The 18,553-nt window shown below is 70.5% G+C and carries 23 protein-coding genes; 17 read left to right on the forward strand and 6 right to left on the reverse strand.

Going from position 1 to position 18,553, the window contains the following annotated elements:
• The first annotated feature begins 12 nt into the window (after nucleotides 1-12).
• Genes resB through OG861_RS18140 form a run of 3 tightly spaced genes read left to right on the forward strand, consistent with a single transcriptional unit; the run spans nucleotide 13 to nucleotide 3,327 of the window.
• Entirely contained in the window at nucleotides 13-1,725 is a 1,713-nt protein-coding gene (gene resB, locus OG861_RS18130; protein ID WP_329196043.1) for a cytochrome c biogenesis protein ResB, read from the forward strand.
• The gene (gene ccsB, locus OG861_RS18135; protein WP_329196042.1) at nucleotides 1,722-2,801 is read left to right on the forward strand and encodes a c-type cytochrome biogenesis protein CcsB; all 1,080 of its coding nucleotides are present in this window, start codon (nucleotides 1,722-1,724) and stop codon (nucleotides 2,799-2,801) included. Before resB ends, ccsB begins: the two co-directional genes overlap by 4 nt.
• A 25-nt stretch (nucleotides 2,802-2,826) precedes the next feature.
• Nucleotides 2,827-3,327: an SRPBCC domain-containing protein gene (locus tag OG861_RS18140; RefSeq protein WP_329196041.1), complete on the forward strand. Its 501-nt coding sequence runs from the start codon at nucleotides 2,827-2,829 to the stop codon at nucleotides 3,325-3,327.
• Between the two features lie 12 nt (nucleotides 3,328-3,339).
• On the opposite strand, the gene OG861_RS18145 is transcribed toward OG861_RS18140, so the two are convergent.
• Entirely contained in the window at nucleotides 3,340-3,684 is a 345-nt protein-coding gene (locus OG861_RS18145) for a PLD nuclease N-terminal domain-containing protein (protein WP_329196039.1), read from the reverse strand.
• A gap of 90 nt (nucleotides 3,685-3,774) precedes the next feature.
• Here OG861_RS18145 and OG861_RS18150 point away from each other — a divergent pair, with 90 nt between their 5' ends.
• The 3 genes from OG861_RS18150 to mqnP are packed head-to-tail and all read left to right on the forward strand — an operon-like array spanning nucleotide 3,775 to nucleotide 6,625.
• Nucleotides 3,775-5,232: a menaquinone biosynthesis decarboxylase gene (locus OG861_RS18150; protein ID WP_329196037.1), complete on the forward strand. Its 1,458-nt coding sequence runs from the start codon at nucleotides 3,775-3,777 to the stop codon at nucleotides 5,230-5,232.
• Entirely contained in the window at nucleotides 5,229-5,705 is a 477-nt protein-coding gene (locus tag OG861_RS18155) for a hypothetical protein (RefSeq protein WP_329196035.1), read from the forward strand. The genes OG861_RS18150 and OG861_RS18155 overlap by 4 nt, the downstream gene beginning before the upstream one ends.
• Nucleotides 5,705-6,625, forward strand: a complete 921-nt coding sequence (gene mqnP, locus OG861_RS18160; RefSeq protein ID WP_329196033.1) for a menaquinone biosynthesis prenyltransferase MqnP — start codon at nucleotides 5,705-5,707, stop codon at nucleotides 6,623-6,625. Before OG861_RS18155 ends, mqnP begins: the two co-directional genes overlap by 1 nt.
• Here the strand turns inward: mqnP and OG861_RS18165 are convergent.
• A complete protein-coding gene (locus OG861_RS18165; RefSeq protein WP_329196031.1) occupies nucleotides 6,622-7,245 on the reverse strand; it encodes a rhomboid family intramembrane serine protease in 624 nt (207 codons plus the stop codon). The two genes, mqnP and OG861_RS18165, sit on opposite strands and share 4 nt — an antisense overlap.
• Before the next feature lie 91 nt (nucleotides 7,246-7,336).
• Here OG861_RS18165 and OG861_RS18170 point away from each other — a divergent pair, with 91 nt between their 5' ends.
• Complete coding sequence (locus OG861_RS18170; protein WP_329196030.1) at nucleotides 7,337-8,023, forward strand: UbiX family flavin prenyltransferase; 687 nt, start codon at nucleotides 7,337-7,339, stop codon at nucleotides 8,021-8,023.
• Here OG861_RS18170 and OG861_RS18175 read toward each other — a convergent pair.
• Nucleotides 8,020-8,154: a hypothetical protein gene (locus OG861_RS18175; RefSeq protein WP_268250203.1), complete on the reverse strand. Its 135-nt coding sequence runs from the start codon at nucleotides 8,152-8,154 to the stop codon at nucleotides 8,020-8,022. The two genes, OG861_RS18170 and OG861_RS18175, sit on opposite strands and share 4 nt — an antisense overlap.
• Before the next feature lie 123 nt (nucleotides 8,155-8,277).
• Here OG861_RS18175 and OG861_RS18180 point away from each other — a divergent pair, with 123 nt between their 5' ends.
• From OG861_RS18180 to OG861_RS18200, 5 genes are all read left to right on the forward strand, one after another.
• A complete protein-coding gene (locus OG861_RS18180; RefSeq protein WP_190186407.1) occupies nucleotides 8,278-8,733 on the forward strand; it encodes an Lrp/AsnC family transcriptional regulator in 456 nt (151 codons plus the stop codon).
• A 110-nt stretch (nucleotides 8,734-8,843) separates the two neighbouring features.
• Nucleotides 8,844-10,007, forward strand: coding sequence for an aminofutalosine synthase MqnE (gene mqnE / locus OG861_RS18185; protein ID WP_329196026.1), 1,164 nt, complete (start codon nucleotides 8,844-8,846; stop codon nucleotides 10,005-10,007).
• Nucleotides 10,008-10,139: 132 nt separating this feature from the next.
• The gene (locus OG861_RS18190) at nucleotides 10,140-10,664 is read left to right on the forward strand and encodes a GNAT family N-acetyltransferase (protein WP_329196024.1); all 525 of its coding nucleotides are present in this window, start codon (nucleotides 10,140-10,142) and stop codon (nucleotides 10,662-10,664) included.
• A gap of 158 nt (nucleotides 10,665-10,822) precedes the next feature.
• On the forward strand, nucleotides 10,823-11,092 hold the full coding sequence (locus tag OG861_RS18195; protein ID WP_190186469.1) for a DUF4229 domain-containing protein: 270 nt from the start codon (nucleotides 10,823-10,825) through the stop codon (nucleotides 11,090-11,092).
• A 482-nt stretch (nucleotides 11,093-11,574) separates the two neighbouring features.
• Nucleotides 11,575-12,897 carry a dicarboxylate/amino acid:cation symporter gene (locus OG861_RS18200; protein ID WP_329196023.1) on the forward strand — a complete coding sequence of 441 codons (1,323 nt, stop codon included), beginning with the start codon at nucleotides 11,575-11,577 and terminating at the stop codon, nucleotides 12,895-12,897.
• A gap of 73 nt (nucleotides 12,898-12,970) precedes the next feature.
• On the opposite strand, the gene OG861_RS18205 is transcribed toward OG861_RS18200, so the two are convergent.
• Together OG861_RS18205 and OG861_RS18210 are read right to left on the reverse strand one after the other, a co-directional pair.
• Nucleotides 12,971-13,213, reverse strand: coding sequence for a DUF397 domain-containing protein (locus tag OG861_RS18205; RefSeq protein WP_329196020.1), 243 nt, complete (start codon nucleotides 13,211-13,213; stop codon nucleotides 12,971-12,973).
• Nucleotides 13,210-14,067 (reverse strand): helix-turn-helix domain-containing protein, encoded by an 858-nt coding sequence (locus OG861_RS18210; protein ID WP_329196018.1) that lies wholly within the window; start codon nucleotides 14,065-14,067, stop codon nucleotides 13,210-13,212. The genes OG861_RS18205 and OG861_RS18210 overlap by 4 nt, the downstream gene beginning before the upstream one ends.
• Nucleotides 14,068-14,221: 154 nt before the next feature.
• Here OG861_RS18210 and OG861_RS18215 point away from each other — a divergent pair, with 154 nt between their 5' ends.
• Nucleotides 14,222-14,674: an ATP-binding protein gene (locus OG861_RS18215; RefSeq protein WP_329196016.1), complete on the forward strand. Its 453-nt coding sequence runs from the start codon at nucleotides 14,222-14,224 to the stop codon at nucleotides 14,672-14,674.
• Here OG861_RS18215 and OG861_RS18220 read toward each other — a convergent pair.
• Nucleotides 14,619-15,005, reverse strand: coding sequence for a MerR family transcriptional regulator (locus OG861_RS18220; protein ID WP_329196015.1), 387 nt, complete (start codon nucleotides 15,003-15,005; stop codon nucleotides 14,619-14,621). The two genes, OG861_RS18215 and OG861_RS18220, sit on opposite strands and share 56 nt — an antisense overlap.
• Before the next feature lie 135 nt (nucleotides 15,006-15,140).
• On the opposite strand from OG861_RS18220, the gene OG861_RS18225 reads away from it, so the two are divergent.
• The 4 genes from OG861_RS18225 to OG861_RS18240 all read left to right on the forward strand — a co-directional run bounded on the left by OG861_RS18225 (nucleotide 15,141) and on the right by OG861_RS18240 (nucleotide 18,349).
• Nucleotides 15,141-15,794 carry a class II aldolase/adducin family protein gene (locus OG861_RS18225; protein WP_329196014.1) on the forward strand — a complete coding sequence of 218 codons (654 nt, stop codon included), beginning with the start codon at nucleotides 15,141-15,143 and terminating at the stop codon, nucleotides 15,792-15,794.
• Nucleotides 15,791-16,213 carry a carboxymuconolactone decarboxylase family protein gene (locus tag OG861_RS18230; RefSeq protein WP_329196012.1) on the forward strand — a complete coding sequence of 141 codons (423 nt, stop codon included), beginning with the start codon at nucleotides 15,791-15,793 and terminating at the stop codon, nucleotides 16,211-16,213. The genes OG861_RS18225 and OG861_RS18230 overlap by 4 nt, the downstream gene beginning before the upstream one ends.
• A 354-nt stretch (nucleotides 16,214-16,567) precedes the next feature.
• Nucleotides 16,568-17,512: a helix-turn-helix domain-containing protein gene (locus tag OG861_RS18235; protein WP_329196010.1), complete on the forward strand. Its 945-nt coding sequence runs from the start codon at nucleotides 16,568-16,570 to the stop codon at nucleotides 17,510-17,512.
• 228 nt (nucleotides 17,513-17,740) lie between these two features.
• On the forward strand, nucleotides 17,741-18,349 hold the full coding sequence (locus OG861_RS18240) for a hypothetical protein (protein WP_329196009.1): 609 nt from the start codon (nucleotides 17,741-17,743) through the stop codon (nucleotides 18,347-18,349).
• Nucleotides 18,350-18,553 lie beyond the last annotated feature (204 nt).

Genomic DNA, 18,553 nt, shown 5'->3' on the forward strand with positions numbered 1-18,553 from the left:
GACTACACGGACATGAGTACGACCGACAAGGCGTCCCCCGAGGCGTCCCAGCAATCCTCCGCGTCCGCGCGCGGCGACGACGACGCCGCCGCCGGAGCGCAGCTGTCCACTGCCCCCCTGGAGGACGCCCCCGGCGGCCCGGTGGGCATCGGCGTGCTCGGCTGGCTGCGCTGGTTCTGGCGCCAGCTCACCTCCATGCGGGTGGCGCTGATCCTGCTGTTCCTGCTCTCGCTCGCCTCCATCCCCGGCTCGCTCATCCCGCAGACCCAGGTCGACGCGATGAAGGTCGCCACCTGGAAGCGCGAGCACGCCTCGTGGGTGACGGTCGCCGAGAAGCTCCAGCTCTTCGACGTCTACAGCTCGGTGTGGTTCTCCGCGATCTACCTGCTGCTGTTCATCTCGCTGATCGGCTGCATCCTGCCCCGCTCCTGGCAGTTCGTCGGCCAGCTGCGCGGCCGCCCGCCCCGCGCCCCCAAGCGCCTCGACCGGCTGCCCGCGTACACGACGTGGCGCACGGAAGAGCCCGCCGACGAGGTCATCGCGGCGGCCGGGAAGGTACTGGGCGCGAGCCGCTTCCGTACCGAGACGGGTGCGAGCTCCGTGGCCGCGGAGAAGGGCTACCTGCGCGAGGCCGGGAACCTGCTCTTCCACATCGCCCTCATCGTCATGCTGGTGGCCTTCGCCTGGGGACAGCTCTACAAGTCCGAGGGCGGCAAGCTCGTCCTGCGCGGCAAGGGCTTCTCCAACACGCTCACCCAGTACGACGACTTCAAGTCCGGGTCCTTCTTCACCCCCGACGACCTCCCGCCCTTCTCCTTCACCCTGGACCGGTTCGACGCCTCGTACGCGAAGACCGGCCCGCAGAAGGGCACCGCGCGCGACTTCAAGGCGTACGTCACCTTCCGCGAGGGCGCGAACGGCGCACCGCACAAGCGCGAGATCGAAGTCAACAAGCCCCTGGAGGTCGACGGCTCCAAGGTCTACCTCCTCGGCCACGGCTACGCGCCGGTCGTCTCGGTGACCGACCCCACCGGCAAGGTGATCTTCAAGGACGCCGTGCCGATGCTCCCGCAGGACTCCAACCTCACCTCCTCCGGTGCCATCAAGGTCACCGACGGCTACAAGGACAAGGACGGCAAGAAGGAGCAGCTCGGCTTCGGCGCCATGTTCGTGCCGACGTACGCGGGCGAGGGCAAGGGGACGATGTTCTCCCAGTTCCCCGACCTGGGCTTCCCGGCGCTCATGCTCAGTGCCTGGCACGGCAGCCTCGGCGTGGACTCGGGTCTGCCGCAGAACGTCTACCAGCTCGACACGTCGAAGATGCAGATGTTCAAGGACGATGCGGGCCAGTTGTTCAAGCAGAAGATGCTGCCCGGGGAGACGATGACCCTGCCGGGCGGCGCGGGCACCGTGAAGTTCGAGGGCATCGAGCGCTGGGCCACCTTCTCGATCACCCACCAGCCCGGCAGCGGCCTCGCCCTCGCGGGCGCCATCGCCGCCATCGGCGGCCTGGCCGGCTCCCTGTTCATCCAGCGCCGCCGGATCTGGGTCCGGGCGACCACGGGCGAGGACGGGGTGACCGTCGTGGAGATGGCGGCCCTCGGCCGCAGCGAGTCCACCAAGCTCCCGCAGGAGCTGGGCGCGCTGGCCGCCGCACTCCACCAGCAGGCGCCCACGGCGCCCGACCGACCTGTCAAGGAAAACGTTGAAGGGGAGCGCGGATGACGCCGCTCGCAGCCGAGGCCAATGAGAACCTGGCCCAGATCAGCAACTACCTGGTCTATTCGTCGATGGCGGTCTACACGCTCGCCTTCCTCGCCCACATCGCCGAGTGGATCTTCGGCAGCCGCAGCAAGGTCGGCCGTACGGCCGCCGCGCTGACCGGGGCCCCGGCCGCCGCGGCCCCGGCCGTGCAGGTGCGCGGGAAGGGGGGCACGGCCGTCCTCGACCGGCCGCAGGTCGTCACCCGTTCCGCCGCCGGCACCCGCGACGTCCCGGACGGCCCCGGCGCCGCCGGCGGCACCGAGCAGGGTGACCTGTACGGGCGGATCGCGGTCTCCCTGACCGCCCTCGCCTTCATCATCGAGGCGGCCGGTGTCGTCGCGCGCGCGACGTCGGTGAAGCGGGCCCCCTGGGGCAACATGTACGAGTTTTCGCTCACCTTCTCCACGGTGGCCGTCGGCGCGTACCTGATCCTGCTGCTCCTCAAGAAGAACGTCCGCTGGATGGGTCTGATCCTGGTCACGAGCGTCCTGCTGGACCTCGGCATCGCCACCACCTGGCTGTACACGGCGAGCGACCAGCTGGTCCCGGCCCTGCACTCGTACTGGCTGTGGATCCACGTCTCCACCGCCATCATCTGCGGCGCCGTCTTCTACATCGGCGCGACGGGCACGGTGCTGTACCTGTTCCGCGACGGGTACGAGGCCCGGCTGGAGCGCGGCGAGCAGCCGGGCCGCTTCGCGACCTCGGTCATGGAGCGGCTGCCCTCGGCCGCGACGCTCGACAAGTTCTCGTACCGGATCAACGCGGCGTTCTTCCCGCTGTGGACGTTCACGATCATCGCGGGCGCGATCTGGGCGGGCGACGCCTGGGGCCGGTACTGGGGCTGGGACCCCAAGGAGGTCTGGTCCTTCGTGACGTGGGTGGCGTACGCCTGTTACCTGCACGCGCGGGCCACGGCGGGCTGGAAGGGCCGCAAGGCCGCCTACCTGGCGCTCTTCGCCTTCGCCTGCTGGATCTGGAACTACTACGGCGTGAACATCCTGCTGAACGGCAAGCACTCCTACGCGGGCGTCTGACCGGCGGGAGTGCGACGCTGGTGTCATGTCTCCTGTGAGCCATGGCACCAGCGAGAGCCGCGGCGAGGACCGCCGGCTGATCCGCTTCGAGCCGCACCTGCCGTACTCCTACGAGGGCCTGTGGCCCGCGCTGACCACGGCGGGCGGGCTGCGCCGCTGGCTGGGCGAGGCGGAGGTCCTGGAGCGGCACCTCGACGGAGCCGTCACCCTGCGCCCGCTCGACGGCGGTCCCGCGGCGTCCGGCCGGATCACGGCCTGGGACGTCGAACGGGTCGTGGAGTACACGCTCGGCGGGCTCGGCCGGATCCGCTTCCACCTGGAGCCGGTCGGCACGGACTCCACGGTGATCCGGTTCCTGAACGAGCGCGAGGGCCCGGGCGCCGACCCGCCGGGCGTCCTGGCGGACTGGCACCAGCACTTCGAACTCCTCGAAGCGGCGCTGACGGGCCCGGGTGCCCCCTGGACCGAAGCCCGCCGGGCCGAGTTGCGCGAGTCCTACGCGCGGCCCCTCACCAGACGGTACTGAGCGGCGCGGCCGTCAGTCGTTGTCGGCGCCCTTGTCCTTGTCGCGGTCCTTGTCGCGGTCCTTGTCGTGCTCGTTGCCGCGCTTCTTGTCACGCTCCTCGCGCAGGGACCGCAGGAACTCCGGGTTGTCGTCGGGCGCCACCCAGTCGGTGCGCCGGACACGGCCGCCGCCGGCCGCCGTCCGGGTCCTGCCCGCGAACAGCCACACCACGGGCCCCACGATCGAGAACAGCAGGATGATCAGCACCCACACCACCTTCGGCAGGTGCTTGACCTCCTCCTCCGGCGTGTTCAGGCAGTCGATGAAGGCGTAGATGGTCAGCGCGATGATCAGCAGGAACGGCAGGTAGCGCAGCACGGTGCGGGACCGACTCCCAGGCAGTGGCGGCGGGCCCACGCGGAGCCCCGGTGACGCCCCCAGGGTAGTAGGTGACGGATACTGGGCCCCATGGCTTACGACGATCTCCGCTCGCTGCTCCGGGCTCTGGAGCGGGAGGGCGACCTCAAGCGCATCAAGGCCGAAGTCGACCCCTACCTGGAGGTCGGGGAGATCGTCGACAGGGTCAACAAGGCGGGCGGGCCCGCGCTGCTCTTCGAGAACGTCAAGGGCTCGGCGATGCCGCTCGCCATGAACGTCTTCGGGACCGACCGCCGGCTGCTCAAGGCCCTCGGCCTCAAGTCGTACGACGAGATCAGCGACAAGATCGGCGGTCTCCTCAAGCCCGAGCTGCCCCAGGGCTTCATCGGCGTGCGCGAGGCGTTCGGCAAGCTCGGCTCGATGGTGCACGTGCCGCCGAAGAAGGTGAAGGGCGACTCCGCCCCCGTCCAGGAGGTCGTCCTCACCGGCGACGACGTCGACCTGGACCGGCTGCCCGCCCTGTTCACCTGGCCCAAGGACGGCGGTTCCTTCTTCAACCTGGGCCTGACGCACACCAAGCACCCGGAGACGGGCGTGCGCAACCTCGGCCTGTACCGCCTCCAGCGCCACGACAAGCGCACCATCGGCATGCACTGGCAGATCCACAAGGACAGCCGCAACCACTACGCCGTCGCCGCCGCGCGCGGCGAGCGGCTGCCGGTCGCGATCGCCTTCGGCTGCCCGCCGGCGGTGACGTACGCGTCCACCGCGCCGCTGCCGGGGGACATCGACGAGTACCTGTTCGCCGGGTTCGTCGCGGGCAAGCGCATCGAGATGGTCGACTGCAAGACGGTCCCGCTCCAGGTGCCCGCCCATGCCGAAGTCGTCATCGAGGGCTGGCTGGAGCCGGGCGAGATGCTGCCGGAGGGGCCCTTCGGCGACCACACCGGCTTCTACACCCCGCAGGAGCCCTTCCCGGCGCTCACGATCGACTGCGTGACGATGCGCAAGCGCCCGCTCCTCCAGTCGATCGTGGTCGGCCGCCCGCCGACCGAGGACGGGCCGCTGGGGCGCGCGACGGAGCGCTTCTTCCTGCCCCTGCTCAAGATCATCGTCCCGGACATCGTGGACTACCACCTCCCCGAGTCGGGCGGCTTCCACAACTGCGCGATCGTCTCGATCGACAAGAAGTACCCCAAGCACGCCCAGAAGGTCATGCACGCGATCTGGGGCGCGCACATGATGTCGCTGACCAAGCTGATCATCGTGGTGGACAAGGACTGCGACGTCCACGACCTGCACGAGGTGTCCTGGCGGGCGCTGGGCAACACGGACTACAGCCGCGACCTCACCGTCGTGGAAGGGCCGGTGGACCACCTCGACCACGCCTCCTACCAGCAGTTCTGGGGCGGCAAGGCCGGTATCGACGCGACGAAGAAGCTGCCCGAGGAGGGCTACACGCGCGACGGCGGCTGGCCCGACATGGTCGAGTCCGACCCCGCGACGGCCGCCCTCGTGGACAGCCGCTGGAAGGAGTACGGACTGTGAGCACGGCGATGGGCGGACCCGCCCTCTTCATCGGCACCGACACGGCGTACGTCGCCGTCCTGCGCCCGCGCCTGGATGCGGCCGACCCGGAGGTCCGCGCGGCGGCCGAACAGGCCGGCGTGACGCCCGAGGAGTTCGCGGGGCCCGGCAACATCTGGGCACTGATGTGGGAGGACGGGACCGGCGGGGGCGGCGGTTTCGAGCTGCCGGGTCTGCGGGACGCGGAGGCCGAGGACTTCGCCGACCGGCTGCTGGCCGAACTGTCCTTCGACACCGGGCCGTTCATCGTCGGCGCGGGCCAGGTGCTGCGCCTCCAGGGCTACCCGGGGCAGGCGGGCGGGGGATGCCGCTTCGTTTCCACCATCACCCCGCCGGAGGGCGAGGAGCCGTCCCCGGTCACGCTGGAGATCCCGCCCGTGGACGCCGACGCGCTCCGCGCCGACCTCGAAGACTTCCGCGGGGGCCTCGCGTGATGACGACAGCCGACGGGGTGGTCGGTCCCGGCCCCGCGCCGCAGGCCCCCGGCAAGGTCAAGGCGTTCCTGCGGCTCGTGATGATCGAGCACTCGGTCTTCGCGCTGCCCTTCGCCTACATCGCCGCCCTGACGGCCATGTTCGGGCTCGACGGGACGATGCACTGGGTCGAGCTGCTGCTCGTCACGATCTGCATGGTGGGCCTGCGGACCTTCGCGATGGCCGCCAACCGGATCATCGACCGCGAGATCGACGCCCGCAATCCCCGCACCGCCGGGCGCGAACTCGTCACCGGCGCCGTCTCGGTGCGCTCCGCCTGGACCGGGGCCGGGGTGGCGCTGGCCGTCTTCCTCGGCTCGGCGGCGCTGCTGAACCCGCTGTGCCTGGCGCTGGCACCGCTCGCGGTGATCCCGATGGTGGTGTACCCGTACGGGAAGCGGTTCACGAACTTCCCGCACGCCATCCTGGGCGTGGCGCAGGCGATGGGTCCGGTCGGGGCCTGGCTGGCGATCACCGGTACCTGGTCCTGGGACGCGGTGGTGCTCGGTCTCGCCGTGGGCGTGTGGATCGGCGGCTTCGACCTGATCTTCGCCTGCCAGGACGTGGCCGCCGACCGTGCGGAGGGCGTGAAGTCGGTCCCGGCCCGCTTCGGCATCCCGGCCGCGCTGTGGGGCGCGCGCGGCGCGCACGCCGTGACCACCGGGCTGCTCGCCTGGTACGCCGTCATGACGGATGCCGGGCCGTTCTTCTGGGCCGGCCTGGTGATCGTCGTGGCCGCGTTCCTCTACGAGCACACGATCGTCACGCCGCACGACCTGTCCCGGCTGAACCGGGCCTTCTTCACGGTGAACGGTTTCATCGGGATCGCGCTCTTCGTCTGCGCCGTCCTGGACGTCGCCGCGCGGGGCCTGACGCTCTAAGCGCTGCGCCGGCGGAACAGGAACGCCGCCGCCACGCCCGCGAGGAGCCCGAAGAGGTGGGCCTGCCAACTGATCATCGCGTCGGTGGGCAGGATCCCCGACAGGAACGTGGTGCCCCAGACGGCGGCCATGCACAGCCCGGTCACCACCCCCAGCGGCCGGCGCTCCACGAAGCCGCGTACCAGCAGGTACCCGAAGAGGCCGAAGATGAGGCCCGAGGCGCCGGCGGTGACGGTGTGGGAGGGCGATATCAGCCACACCGCGAAGCCGTCGGCGAGGGTGAGGACCGCGGACAGGGCCAGGAAGCGGCGTATGCCGCTGAGGGCGGTGACGAAGCCCAGCACCAGCAGGGGCAGGCTGTTGGACGCCACGTGGTCGAAGCCGAAGTGCAGGAACGGGGCCAGCGGTATCCCGCTCAGGCCGTCGGCCTCGCGGGCGATGATCCCGTACGCGTCCAGCGCGTGGCCCGCGGTGTAGTCCACCGCCTCGATCAGCCACAGCAGCGCAACCCAGCCGAGCATCAGCTTCGCGGCGGCCTTGGCCCGCTCGGCCCGGCCCCACCCGTCCGCTTCCGCGTCCCCGCCGCGCCGTATCCCGTGCCCCTCGCGCACCAGGCTCATGGCGACACCCCCCCGTCTTTCGTGTCCACCCTTCGAACGTCCGGGCACCTTACTCCGTGCCCGCTCGCGGTGGCCGGATAGTCTCGGAGTCATGACTGACGGCAAGCGCACCCCGTGGGTGGTCGGGGTTTCCGGGGCGTCCGGGACGCCGTACGCGGCGGCGGTGGTCCGCGGGCTCCTCGCGGCGGGGGAAAGCGTCGACCTGGTGGTGAGCCGGGCCTCGCGGCTCACCCTGCTGGACGAGACCGGCATCGCGTTCCGTGACGCGCACTGGCGCGAGGACCTCGCCCAGTGGCTGGAACGCGGCGCGGACGGCAAGCCGGGCGGCTTCGCCCCGCCGGTGCTGGACGACGTGCGTTACTGGGGCGCCGGGGACCTGGCCGCCGGCCCGAGCTCGGGCTCGTACCCGGCCAAGGGGATGCTGATCGTGCCCGCGTCCACGGCGTGCGTGGCGGGGGTGGCGCTGGGACTGTCGAAGGACCTGCTCCAGCGCGTGGCGAGCGTGACGCTCAAGGAGCGGCGCCGGCTGGTGGTCGCGGTACGGGAGACCCCGCTGAACGGGCAGACCTTGAAGCAGCTGGTGGCGCTGGACGAGGCGGGCGCGGTCGTGCTGCCCGCCTCTCCGGCGTTCTACTCGGGTGCGACGCACATCCAGGATCTGGTGGACTTCGTCGCGGGGCGGGTGCTGGATGCGGCAGGAGTGCCGCACCGGCTGTACCGCCGGTGGGAGGGGGAGCTGGGAGGTTCCCGTGCTCCCCGGGAGGCGAGCGGTGGCTAGCGCTTCTTGTCGGTGCGCGGCTTGCGCATCTTGTCGACGCGGTGCGCGGCGGACGGCTGGTCGGTGCGGGATCGGTTGGCCAGCTCCTGGAGCTGTCGCATGTGCGCGTAGGCCATCTCGATCGTGTACACGGTGAACCACTCCTGAAGATCGTCTTTGATCTGATGAAAGATTTCACAGGGCGTTGACCCCTGTATGCCTTAGATTCTATACCTAGACTCGCAGAATCGCCGAATAATGGAAGGCTCCACGTAATGGACACGGTGGACAGGCAGCTCATCCAGGCACTCCGGGAAAACGGCCGTGCCTCGTACGCGGAGCTGGGCCGTCTCGTGGGCCTCTCCGGCCCCAGCGTCACCGACCGCATCAACCGCCTGGAGACGGCGGGCGTGATCACGGGCTACCGCGCGACCGTGAACGCGGCCTCGCTCGGCCTCGGCGTCACCGCGCTGATCGGCATCTCGCTCTCGGACGCCGCGGACCACGAGGACGTGGCCCGCAGGCTGCGCGACCTCGCCGAGATCGAGGACTGCTGGTTCATCGCGGGCGACGACTCCTTCATGTTGAAGGTGCGCGCCAACGACGTGGACGGCCTGGAGAAGATCATCCGCAAGCTCTCCGGCACCAAGGGCGTCTCCCGCACCCGTACCACCATCGTGCTCTCCACCAAGTGGGAGAACCGGGTCGGGGAACTGCCCGAGGAGGGCTGAGAGTACGGTGGGTGGCGGTTGCACCCACCCGCCACGGGGTGGCGCGGCACAGGAAACGCAGGGCATGGGCAGTGCAGGACAGAGCAGGACACACAGAGGAGAGGACCGGCATGGACGCTGGGCTCAAGCGTGAGCTGGAGGAGAAGGTCCGTTCCGGCGAGCGGCTGACCCGTGAGGACGGCATCGCCCTCTACGAGTCCGACGACCTGGCCTGGCTCGGCGGCCTCGCCCACGAGGTGCGCACGCGCAAGAACGGTGACGTCGTCCACTTCAACGTCAACCGCCACCTCAACATGACCAACGTGTGCACCGCGTCCTGCGCGTACTGCTCGTTCCAGCGCAAGCCGGGCGAGAAGGACGCGTACACGATGCGCATCGAGGAAGCCGTCCGCCTGGCCAAGGCCATGGAGAACGAGAACCTCACCGAACTGCACATCGTCAACGGCCTGCACCCGACCCTGCCGTGGCGCTACTACCCGCGCTCGCTCTCCGCGCTCAAGGAGGCGCTGCCGAACGTCTCGCTCAAGGCGTTCACGGCCACCGAGATCCACCACTTCGAGACGATCTCCGGCATGTCGGCCTCCGACATCCTGGACGAGCTGATCGAGGCCGGCCTGGAGTCGTTGACCGGCGGCGGCGCGGAGATCTTCGACTGGGAGGTCCGCCAGCACATCGTGGACCACCGCACCCACTGGGAAGACTGGTCGCGCATCCACCGCCTGGCGCACTCCAAGGGCCTCAAGACCCCCTCGACCATGCTCTACGGGCACATCGAGGAGCCGCGCCACCGCGTGGACCACGTGCTGCGCCTGCGCGAGCTCCAGGACGAGACCGGCGGCTTCCAGGTCTTCATCCCGCTGCGCTACCAGCACGACTTCGTGGACATGCAGGACGGCAAGGTCCGCAACAAGCTCCAGGCGCGCACGACGATGGCGACGGGCGCCGAGGCGCTCAAGACCTTCGCGGTCTCCCGCCTGCTGTTCGACAACGTGCCGCACGTGAAGGTCTTCTGGGTGATGCACGGCGTGCAGACCGCCCAGCTGGCGCTCCAGCACGGTGCGGACGACATGGACGGCTCGGTCGTCGAGTACAAGATCACGCACGACGCCGACAACTACGGCACCCCGAACAAGCTGGGCCGGGAGGACCTCCTGGAGCTCATCCGGGAAGCCGGCTTCCGCCCGGTCGAGCGCAACACGCGCTACGAGATCATCCGCGAGTACCCCGGCCCGGACGCGGACCTGCGCGAGTCGCCGCAGGCGATGCGCGTCTGACGCGGTCCTGCGAGACGCTCCAGGAGGCGAGCCCCGGTCCCGGTGGACCGGGGCTCGCGCCGTCGTGGGGTGCCGCAAGAGGCGGGGCCCACGTGGTTGCCGATCCCCTGGAGTAATAGGTACTCTCCGCCCATGGCCCTTACCTTCACCGTCGATCCCCTCGTCGGCCCGGCCCTGCGCGACGGGCTCCTCGCCCTGTGGACCGAGGTCAGCAACGCGGGCGGCGCCGTCGGCTTCGTCCCGCCGGTCACCACCGACGACATCCGGCCCGCGCTGGTCAAGCACCTCGCGGCGATGGCCGAGGGCACCCACCACCTGGTCGTGGGCCACGACGAGGACGGTGAGGTCGCCGCCGCGGCGGTCCTCGCCCTCAACCCGCACCGGCTCATGCGCCACTGGGTCTGGGCCTACACCGTCATGGTCGCCCCCCGCCTCCAGGGCCGGGGAGCGGGCCGCGCGCTCATGGATGCCGTCGCAGACGCGGCCCGCGCGCTGGACGGCATCGAGGCCGTCCGCTTGACCTGCCGCGGCGGCCTGGGCCTTGAGCACTTCTACGCCGCCTGCGGCTACAAGGAGGTCGGCCGCGTCCCGGACGCCATCCGCGTGGGCCCCGGCGACGACCGCGACGACATCACGATGCTGCTCCCGCTGCACTGACGCGGGCCGCCACGGCCGGCCGCAGGGGTCACACACCCCGGCGGACCGCAGCCCCGCCCCGGCGTGCTTCACTGGATGGGCACGTGCCGCCGTACGAAGACGAGAGAGAAGGGGTCACCGTGTCCCTCAAGCCGAGCGCGACGATCCGCTACACCGCGATGCGCCTGGGCATCTTCGTCGGGTGCCTGGTGCTCGTCGCCGTATTCGTCCGGCTCGGCTGGGTGCCCGCGGGCCTCGGTGACGCGAACTTCGCCTGGATCGTGCTGCTGGCCCTCGTGCTCTCCGCGCCGCTGTCCTTCGTGCTCCTGCGCAAGCAGCGCGACGAGATGTCCGCGCAGATCTCCGGACGTGTCGCGGGTGCGAAGCAGAAGCTCGCCGAGAACCGCGGCCAGGAGGACGCGGCCGACGACGCCGCCCGCGTCGCCTGACGCGGGCCGGTCCCCGGCCCGTAGTTTTCCTCACACACGCATCCGCCCCAGCAACGGGAATACCGCCCGTAACGCTGGGGCTTTCGTGCGTCCGGGCAGGTGTGGGTAGGTCCGTGCAGCCCGGGCCTCCGCCCCGTCGCGACCATGGCTCAAAGGGTGCCTTTGAGATTCTCAAAGGAGAAGTGTTAGCGTGTTCAACATGTTGACCACAGTTGCGCACCAGATGACCGCGAGCGTCCCGCTCGTGGCGCGCCTGCACGTCGACCTCTGCCGCCGCGTGTCCGCGGCCTGTTGCTGTTGTCGCTGAGCCGACTGCCCCATACGGCTCACCGATACGGCAGTGGTCCCGGCCGGCCCGGCTTCCTCCGGGTGCTGCCGCACCGCGTCACCACCAGCACGCACCACCACCGCAGAAACCTTCCGTCTGTTTCCTGCGCGTCCCCGTTCTTCACGCGTCGTCCGTGACGCGTCACCCCCGGAGAGTGTCCGTGTCCGCCACCCCCCAGGCCCCGGCCCCCGCCGCCAAGGCCTCGTTCAAGTTCCCGTTCTGGGCCCAGATCGTCACCGGTCTCGCGCTCGGCGTGCTGTTCGGCTGGCTCGCCAAGAGCCAGGACATCAGCTGGCTCGGTACGACCCTGGAGCAGATCGGCGACATCTTCATCCAGCTGCTCAAGCTGGCCGTCGCCCCGCTCGTCTTCTTCGCGATCCTGGTGTCGATCACCAACCTGCGGAAGGTGAACAACGCCGCCCGGCTCGCCTCCCGCACCCTGCTCTGGTTCATGATCACGTCGCTGATCGCGGTCGGTATCGGTCTTGCGATCGGCCTGCTGACCCACCCGGGCTCCGGCACCGGCCTCACCCCGCAGGACGGCAAGCTGCCCAAGCACCAGGGCTCGTGGATCGACTTCCTGACCGGCATCGTGCCGAAGGACGTCGTCACGCCGTTCACCGAGCTGAACGTCCTCCAGATCGTCTTCCTCGCCGCCGTCGCCGGTATCGCCGCCCTCCAGCTCGGCACCAAGGCGCAGCCCGTCCTCACCCTCGCCGAGTCCGTCCTGGAGCTGCTCCAGAAGGCCCTGTGGTGGGTCATCCGCCTCGCGCCCATCGGCACCGTCGGCCTCATCGGCACCGCCATCGCCACCTACGGCTGGGACCTGATCGGCAAGTACGCCACCTTCACCGCGGACGTCTACGTCGGCTCCGCCCTGGTGATGTTCGGCGTGTACCCGCTGCTCCTCGCGACGGTCGCCAAGGTCAACCCGCTCCAGTTCTTCAAGGGCGCCTGGCCGGCCATCCAGCTGGCCTTCGTCTCCCGCTCCTCGGTCGGCACCATGCCGGTCACCCAGAAGGTCACCGAACGCCTCGGCGTCCCGAAGGAGTACGCCTCCTTCGCGGTCCCGTTCGGCGCCACGACCAAGATGGACGGCTGCGCCGCGATCTACCCGGCGCTGGCGGCGATCTTCATCGCGCAGATCTTCGACGTCCAGCTGGGCATCAAGGAGTACGTGCTCATCGCCTTCGTGTCGGTGGTCGGCTCCGCCGCCACGGCGGGTCTGACCGGCGCCACGGTCATGCTGACCCTGACCCTCTCCACGCTGGGCCTGCCGCTGGAGGGCGTGGGCCTGCTGATGGCGATCGACCCGATCCTGGACATGATGCGCACCGCCACCAACGTGGCCGGCCAGGCCGTGGTCCCGGTCATCGTCTCGGCCCGCGAGGGAATCCTGGACAAGGAGGCCTACGCGGCCGCCTCCTCCTCCCCGCTGGAGGACCCGGCCCGCACCCCGGTGGCCGTCGCCGCCTGAGTCCCGTACGCACGCACCGCGGCCCCCGCCCCCGTCCGGGCGGGGGCCGCGGTGTCGTGCGGTGCGGCGCGGTTCAGCGGGCCGAGGCCACGAACCCCGCCCAGGCGGCGGGGCCGAAGGCGAGGTGGGGGATGTCGGTGTCCTTGGAGTCCCGGACGAGGACGGCGGCGGGGGTGGCGGCGACCTCGACGCAGTCGTCACCTTCGCTGCTGTCGCTGTAACTGCTCTTGAACCAGGCCACCTCGACGCAGTCGTTGATGTCGCTGCTGTCGCTGTAGCTGCTCTTGAACCATTGCAGCTCGGACTTGGGGGTCATATTTCTCCCAGCAATTGCTCGATGAAGGCCCGGGACGCCCGTGGTGAGAGAGCCTGCGCGCGGATCATTCCATAGCGCAGCTCCAAGATCTGGAGCTGTCGTGGCTCGGATACGGGACGGCCGTTGAACACGCCTTCCGAGCGTCCGACCGCCGTGCCGTCACCGAACTTCAGCACCTGGATCAGGCCCCCCATCCCGGCGTGGTCATCGCAGTTGGTCGGCATCACCTGAATCGTGACGTTCCGCAACTGAGCTAATTCCAGTAGGCGTTCCAGCTGCCTACGCAGAACCATTGTGCCTCCGATGGTGCGCCGAAGGGTTACCTCTTCTTGGACGAAGCTGAGCGCAGGCGCCGGCATCCGCTCGAAGATCGACTGGCGCGCCAAACGCCCCGCCACCCCTCGTTCGACCTCTTCGGGGGACTGAGGAGGCTGCGCCATCTCGAACAGTGCCCGCGCGTAGGCATCCGTCTGGAGCAGCCCGTGCAGGTTGTGGTTGCCGTACGCCGACAGTTCCACCGCCCGCGCCTCCAACTTCGCCAGATCCCGAACCTTCTTCGGGTACCGCACCTGCTCCATGTCCGGCTTCATCGCGCGGATCTTGCCGCCCGCCCCCAACGCCTCGTCCGCCTTGTCCAGGTACTCCGGGCGCGGGATGCGCCTGCCCGACTCGACCTTGCGGACCAGGTCCTCCCCGTACCCGATCGCCACGCCCAGGTCCGAGGCCCGCATTCCCGCCTGTTCCCGCCAGGTGCGGAGCTGGCGACCGAGCGCGGACAGGACCGCGACCCCCTGTTCGTCCTCGGGATCGACGTCCCAGCCGGCGTCTTCCGTACCGTCACTGTCCACGCCCACGCGCGCCACCTCCGACGAGCCGATGTCCTCAACGCCCCCTTCCCCGGGCAACGGTCCGGACGGACCGGACAGCACGGGACAACGTCCGGACAAAGCCCGGACGCAAGGGCGTTGTGACTTCTCACGCTACGCACACGCCGCCACGCTCTGTGAGGTGAACAGTGAACTCGCCGCAAGCGCGCTCGACGCCCGGCACTATGACGTCCTGCTGTCCGCCACCCCTCGCGGGGCCCGGCTCGCCCGGCTGCTCGCCGTCGAGCAACTGCGCGGCTGGGGCCTGCCCTTGGACGCGCCCCGCGCCATCGTGGCCGAGCTCGCCGTGAACGCCGTCACCCACGGGCGGGTGCCCGGGAGGGGGTTCCGGATGGAGCTGCTTGCGCGTCCGGGCGTGCTGCGGATCGAGGTGGCCGATACGCGGGGTGACCGGCTGCCCGTGCTGTGCGCGCGGGGGCGGGGGCTGGTGCTGGTGGACGCGTTCGCCGACCGGTGGGGCGTGCGGGAGGGGCCCGCGCCGGGGAAGGTGGTGTGGGCGGAGGTCTCGTGGGGCGCCGCTACGTGGAGGGCGTCTCCCAAGCCGTCATCTGCTCGCGGAACTTCGGGCAGCTGACGATGTCCTCCTCGCCGCACTGGAGGGCGTGGACCAGCAACTGATGGGCGTGGTCGAGGTCGATCATCCGCTGCTCGACCTCGGTGATCTTGGCGCGGATCATCGCCTGCCTGCGCGGCTGGTCCTCCTGGAACTCGCCGATCTCCGCCAGGGTCAGTCCGGCCTGCTGGCACTTGCGCAGCACCACGATCCGCTGTGCCGCCTCCGGCGGGTAGCGCCGCTGTCCGCCCTGTCGTTCCGGCGCGGGCAGCAGGCCGTGGCGTTCCCAGAACCGGATGGCGGACGCCGGAACCCTGGTGGCCTCCGAGAGCTGTCCGATGGTCATGCGCATGGGCCGCTCCTCGTCCACGTCCCGGCTCTTCCGGACCGGCGCTTGACTTAAACCTTAGTTCAAGTTGAAGAGTGGGGTGCAGGAGGGCAGCGGCGAACGGAAGCGGCCGCTGCCGGCAGATTTCGGAGGTGCCCGATGGCAACCACGCGTGCACGGAACGACCTGGTCGCGGCGGCGGAGGCGCTGTTCGCGGCGGGGGTGATGTCCCACTCGGGCCACGCCAACCTCAGCGCCCGGCTCGACGGCGACAGCTTCCTGCTGACGCCCGGATTCGTCCGGGGGGTCCGGCCCGAGGACCTGGCGGTCGTCAGTCTCGACGGGCAGGTCCTGGAGGGGGAGCTGCGGTCGGTCAGCGCCGAGATCATCACGATGCACAGCATCGTCTACCGGGCCCGGCCGCAGGTGGGTGCCGTCATCCACACCCACTCGCCCTCCGCGACGGCCTTCGCCGTGGCCAACCGGCCCCTGCCGTGCCGGACCGAGCCGATGCTCCGCTTCGGGCAGGCCGAGGCCGTCCCGGTGGTTCCCTGGGGGCCGCGCGGGTCCGACGTGGCGGTGCGCGGCATCGCCGACGTACTGGAGCGGTGCCCGACGACCTCGGCGGCCCTGCTGGCCAACCACGGCATCCTGGTGTTCGGCCCGGACTCGGCGGCGACCGCCCACCTGGTGGTGGCGATCGAGGAGAGCGCCGAGGCGGAGATCGCGGCGGCCGCCATCGGCGGGGCCGTGGACTTCCCCGAAGGCGCCCTGGAGGCCGTACGCGCCTCGATCGCCCGGGTCGCGTCGTGAGCGACGGCGACTTCGCCCGCCGCACCGAAGCCGTGCGCGCCCGCTACACCTCCACCCTCGGCGGCGTTCCGGGCGGAGTGCAGGACCGGCTGAGCCTGGCGCGGGACTTCGACCGGCTCCCCACCGAAGAGGCCCTCGCGGCGCTGCGGCACATCGTGCTGACCGAGAACCCGCTGGGCGCGCGCGTGCAGCAGCTCGTCCACTTCGGGCAGCTCCTGTCCCTCGGCCGTGAACACCCCGCCCGCATCCACGCCCAGGGCGCCCTGCATGCCGGCGCCACCCTCGCGGACCTCATCGGCGTCGCCGAAACCGCCCTCATCACCTCGGGCGTCCCGGCCTACGTCCTGGGTGCGGAGATCATCGTGGATCTCCGGCGCACCAGTGGCGGCGCCGGGTCTGGTAATGGTGCGAGCCGGTAGGGAGCCGGGCGAGAGGTGTCTCCGGCGCGGGGAGTTCGGGTGGGTATGTACCTCCTCGGCAGGCAGTGGCGACCGGGTCGCGGTGGGCCGGGACCCGGTGGCGCTGGTGCCTGTACTTCCCAGGACGAGAGAGGGTGAATGACCACCGACCAACCCTCCCGGCCTCCCGTCGCTCGGACGGGTGAACTGTGGCAACTGGGCTGGATTTGCGCGGGGTTGGCTGGCATATGCTCAGCTTCACAACCCCAGACATGAAACGGCCCCCGCCGGGACTGGAATCCCGGACGAGGGCCTGACCAACAGGGAAGTAGCAGCTTCCCGATGGTTACCAACAAGGAAGTAGTGCCTTCCCCGATGGCTTTCACGCAGTCTAGTGCGCTGCCGCGCGCGGCCGCCCGGCTTACGCCCCGGAATCACCGGTCCGGCGTCATCCACGTCAAGTCCCGTCACCGCAAGCGTTTCACGGTGGTGGGCAACCACCTGGCCCAGCACGCCCGGCTGTCGGCGACCGCCATCGGCGTCGCCCTGTACATCCAGTCGTTGCCCGACGGCGCGTCCGTCAACATCAAGGCGCTGGCCGCACACTTCCCCGAGGGGCAGATCCGCATGGCCGCGGCGCTGCGGGAGTTGGAGCAGTTCGGCTACGTCGAGCGGCGTGTCGTACGGCTGGACAACGGGCGGATGGTCACGCGGACGTACTACTACGAGCAGCCGGGTGCCGAGGCGGAGGACCCCGCGGAAACCCGTCCGGGGCGCGTGCGGCCCGCCCCCGTGCCGGAACCGGAACCGGTGCCCGAGGCCGCAGGGGAGGCCGTAGAGCCGGACCGGGAGGTCGAGGAGCCGGAACCGGAACCGGAAGAGCCGGACCGCGAGGCCGAGGAGGCGGAAGCCGGGACCGGAGGGCCGGGAGCGGCCCCCGTCGCCCTCCATCCGGCCACCTTCGACCTGTTGGCGGGCCTGCGCGGCCTCGACCCCCGGCTGCTCCTGTCCGAACGGGACGTCCTTCGCCTCGCACCCGGGCTCTCCGCCTGGCTCGCACGCGGGATCGCCCCCGACGTCATCGCCCGGAAGCTGAGCGCCGACCTCCCCGAGCCCCTGCGCAACCCGGCGGGCATCCTCGGCTACCGGCTCACCGCGATGCTCCCACCGCCGCTCCCTGCGGCCCTGCCCGTCGTCCCGGTCACCCGCCCGGACCCCTTCCAGACCTGCGACGGCTGCGAACGCGTCTTCCGCTCCAAGGAACCGGGCCGCTGCCGCGACTGTTCCCCCGGCGAACCGGCCAACGCATCGGCCGCCTAAGGCTCCGCGGCCCCCTGGCAGGGCGAAGCGGCTCCCGGTCGACAGGTTCCGGGGGGCAGGGGAGCATGGGGGTGGCGGCCTCCTGCCGGGGCCGATCGGGAGGTGCGCACGGCACGCACCCGCCCCCGGCGCACCGCGCCGGCATCGTGGGCCACGGGTCGTCGGCCCCCTCGCAGTGGTCGGCCACGTGACTCCTTCACCCTGCCCCACCACAGGTGAGGAACAACGATGAACCAACGCACCCGCATCACTCTGTTCACCCCCCTGCTGGCCTGTTCGCTGGCCATCGGTACGGCCGCCACCGGTTGGGCCGCCGCGGCCCCGAAGACGGCTCCGGGCGCCGCATCCGCCTCGGCCGCGTGCTTCGTCGAGGTCAAGGCCGACGACGCGACGAAAGCGATCGTGACCGGCCAGGGATTCGACAAGGCCAAGGGCGATGTCCTCCTCGACCAGACCGACGGCGTGGGCGGCGGCACCGCCACCGTCGGCGACGACGGCACGTTCACCTCCGGTGACGTGCCGGCCGGCAAGTACAAGGCCTCCCAGAGCGGCGGGTACGGCTCCGACTGCGTGGGCGGCGCGGCGGCTCAGGACGCGGTCAACCAGAAGCTGATCACTTCTGAGCGGGAACGCGGCGCCAGCGAGGGCTTCACGGACGGAAAGGCGCTGGCGCTGGCGGGCACCTGCGACGCCCAGCCGAAGCCCCCGCAGAACCAGAAGCAGAATCAGAACGGCCTGGTCCCGAACTCCGAAGGGGCGAAGAAGGCCGACGAAGCCCACCACGCGGCGTACGACGCCGCCTTCACCGCGGCGCTCAAGAGGTACTGCACCGGCTAGCCGTTCCGCCTGCGCCTGCAGTGCGCCCTCCGCGCGGACCCGGCGGTTCACACCGCCCGGTCCGCGTCGGTGCGTGCGGCGGGCGTGCGCGATAAGTGGAGGACTCGGGTCCGGGGTGGTCGGGGCGTGTGCAGGGGCTGGTCAGCGGCTGTTACCCGTGCGTAGATTACCGGCGGTAACTCCGGAGCCGAACCGAGGAGAACG

This window comes from Streptomyces sp. NBC_00539 (assembly GCF_036346105.1).
Classification (GTDB): Bacteria; Actinomycetota; Actinomycetes; order Streptomycetales; family Streptomycetaceae; genus Streptomyces.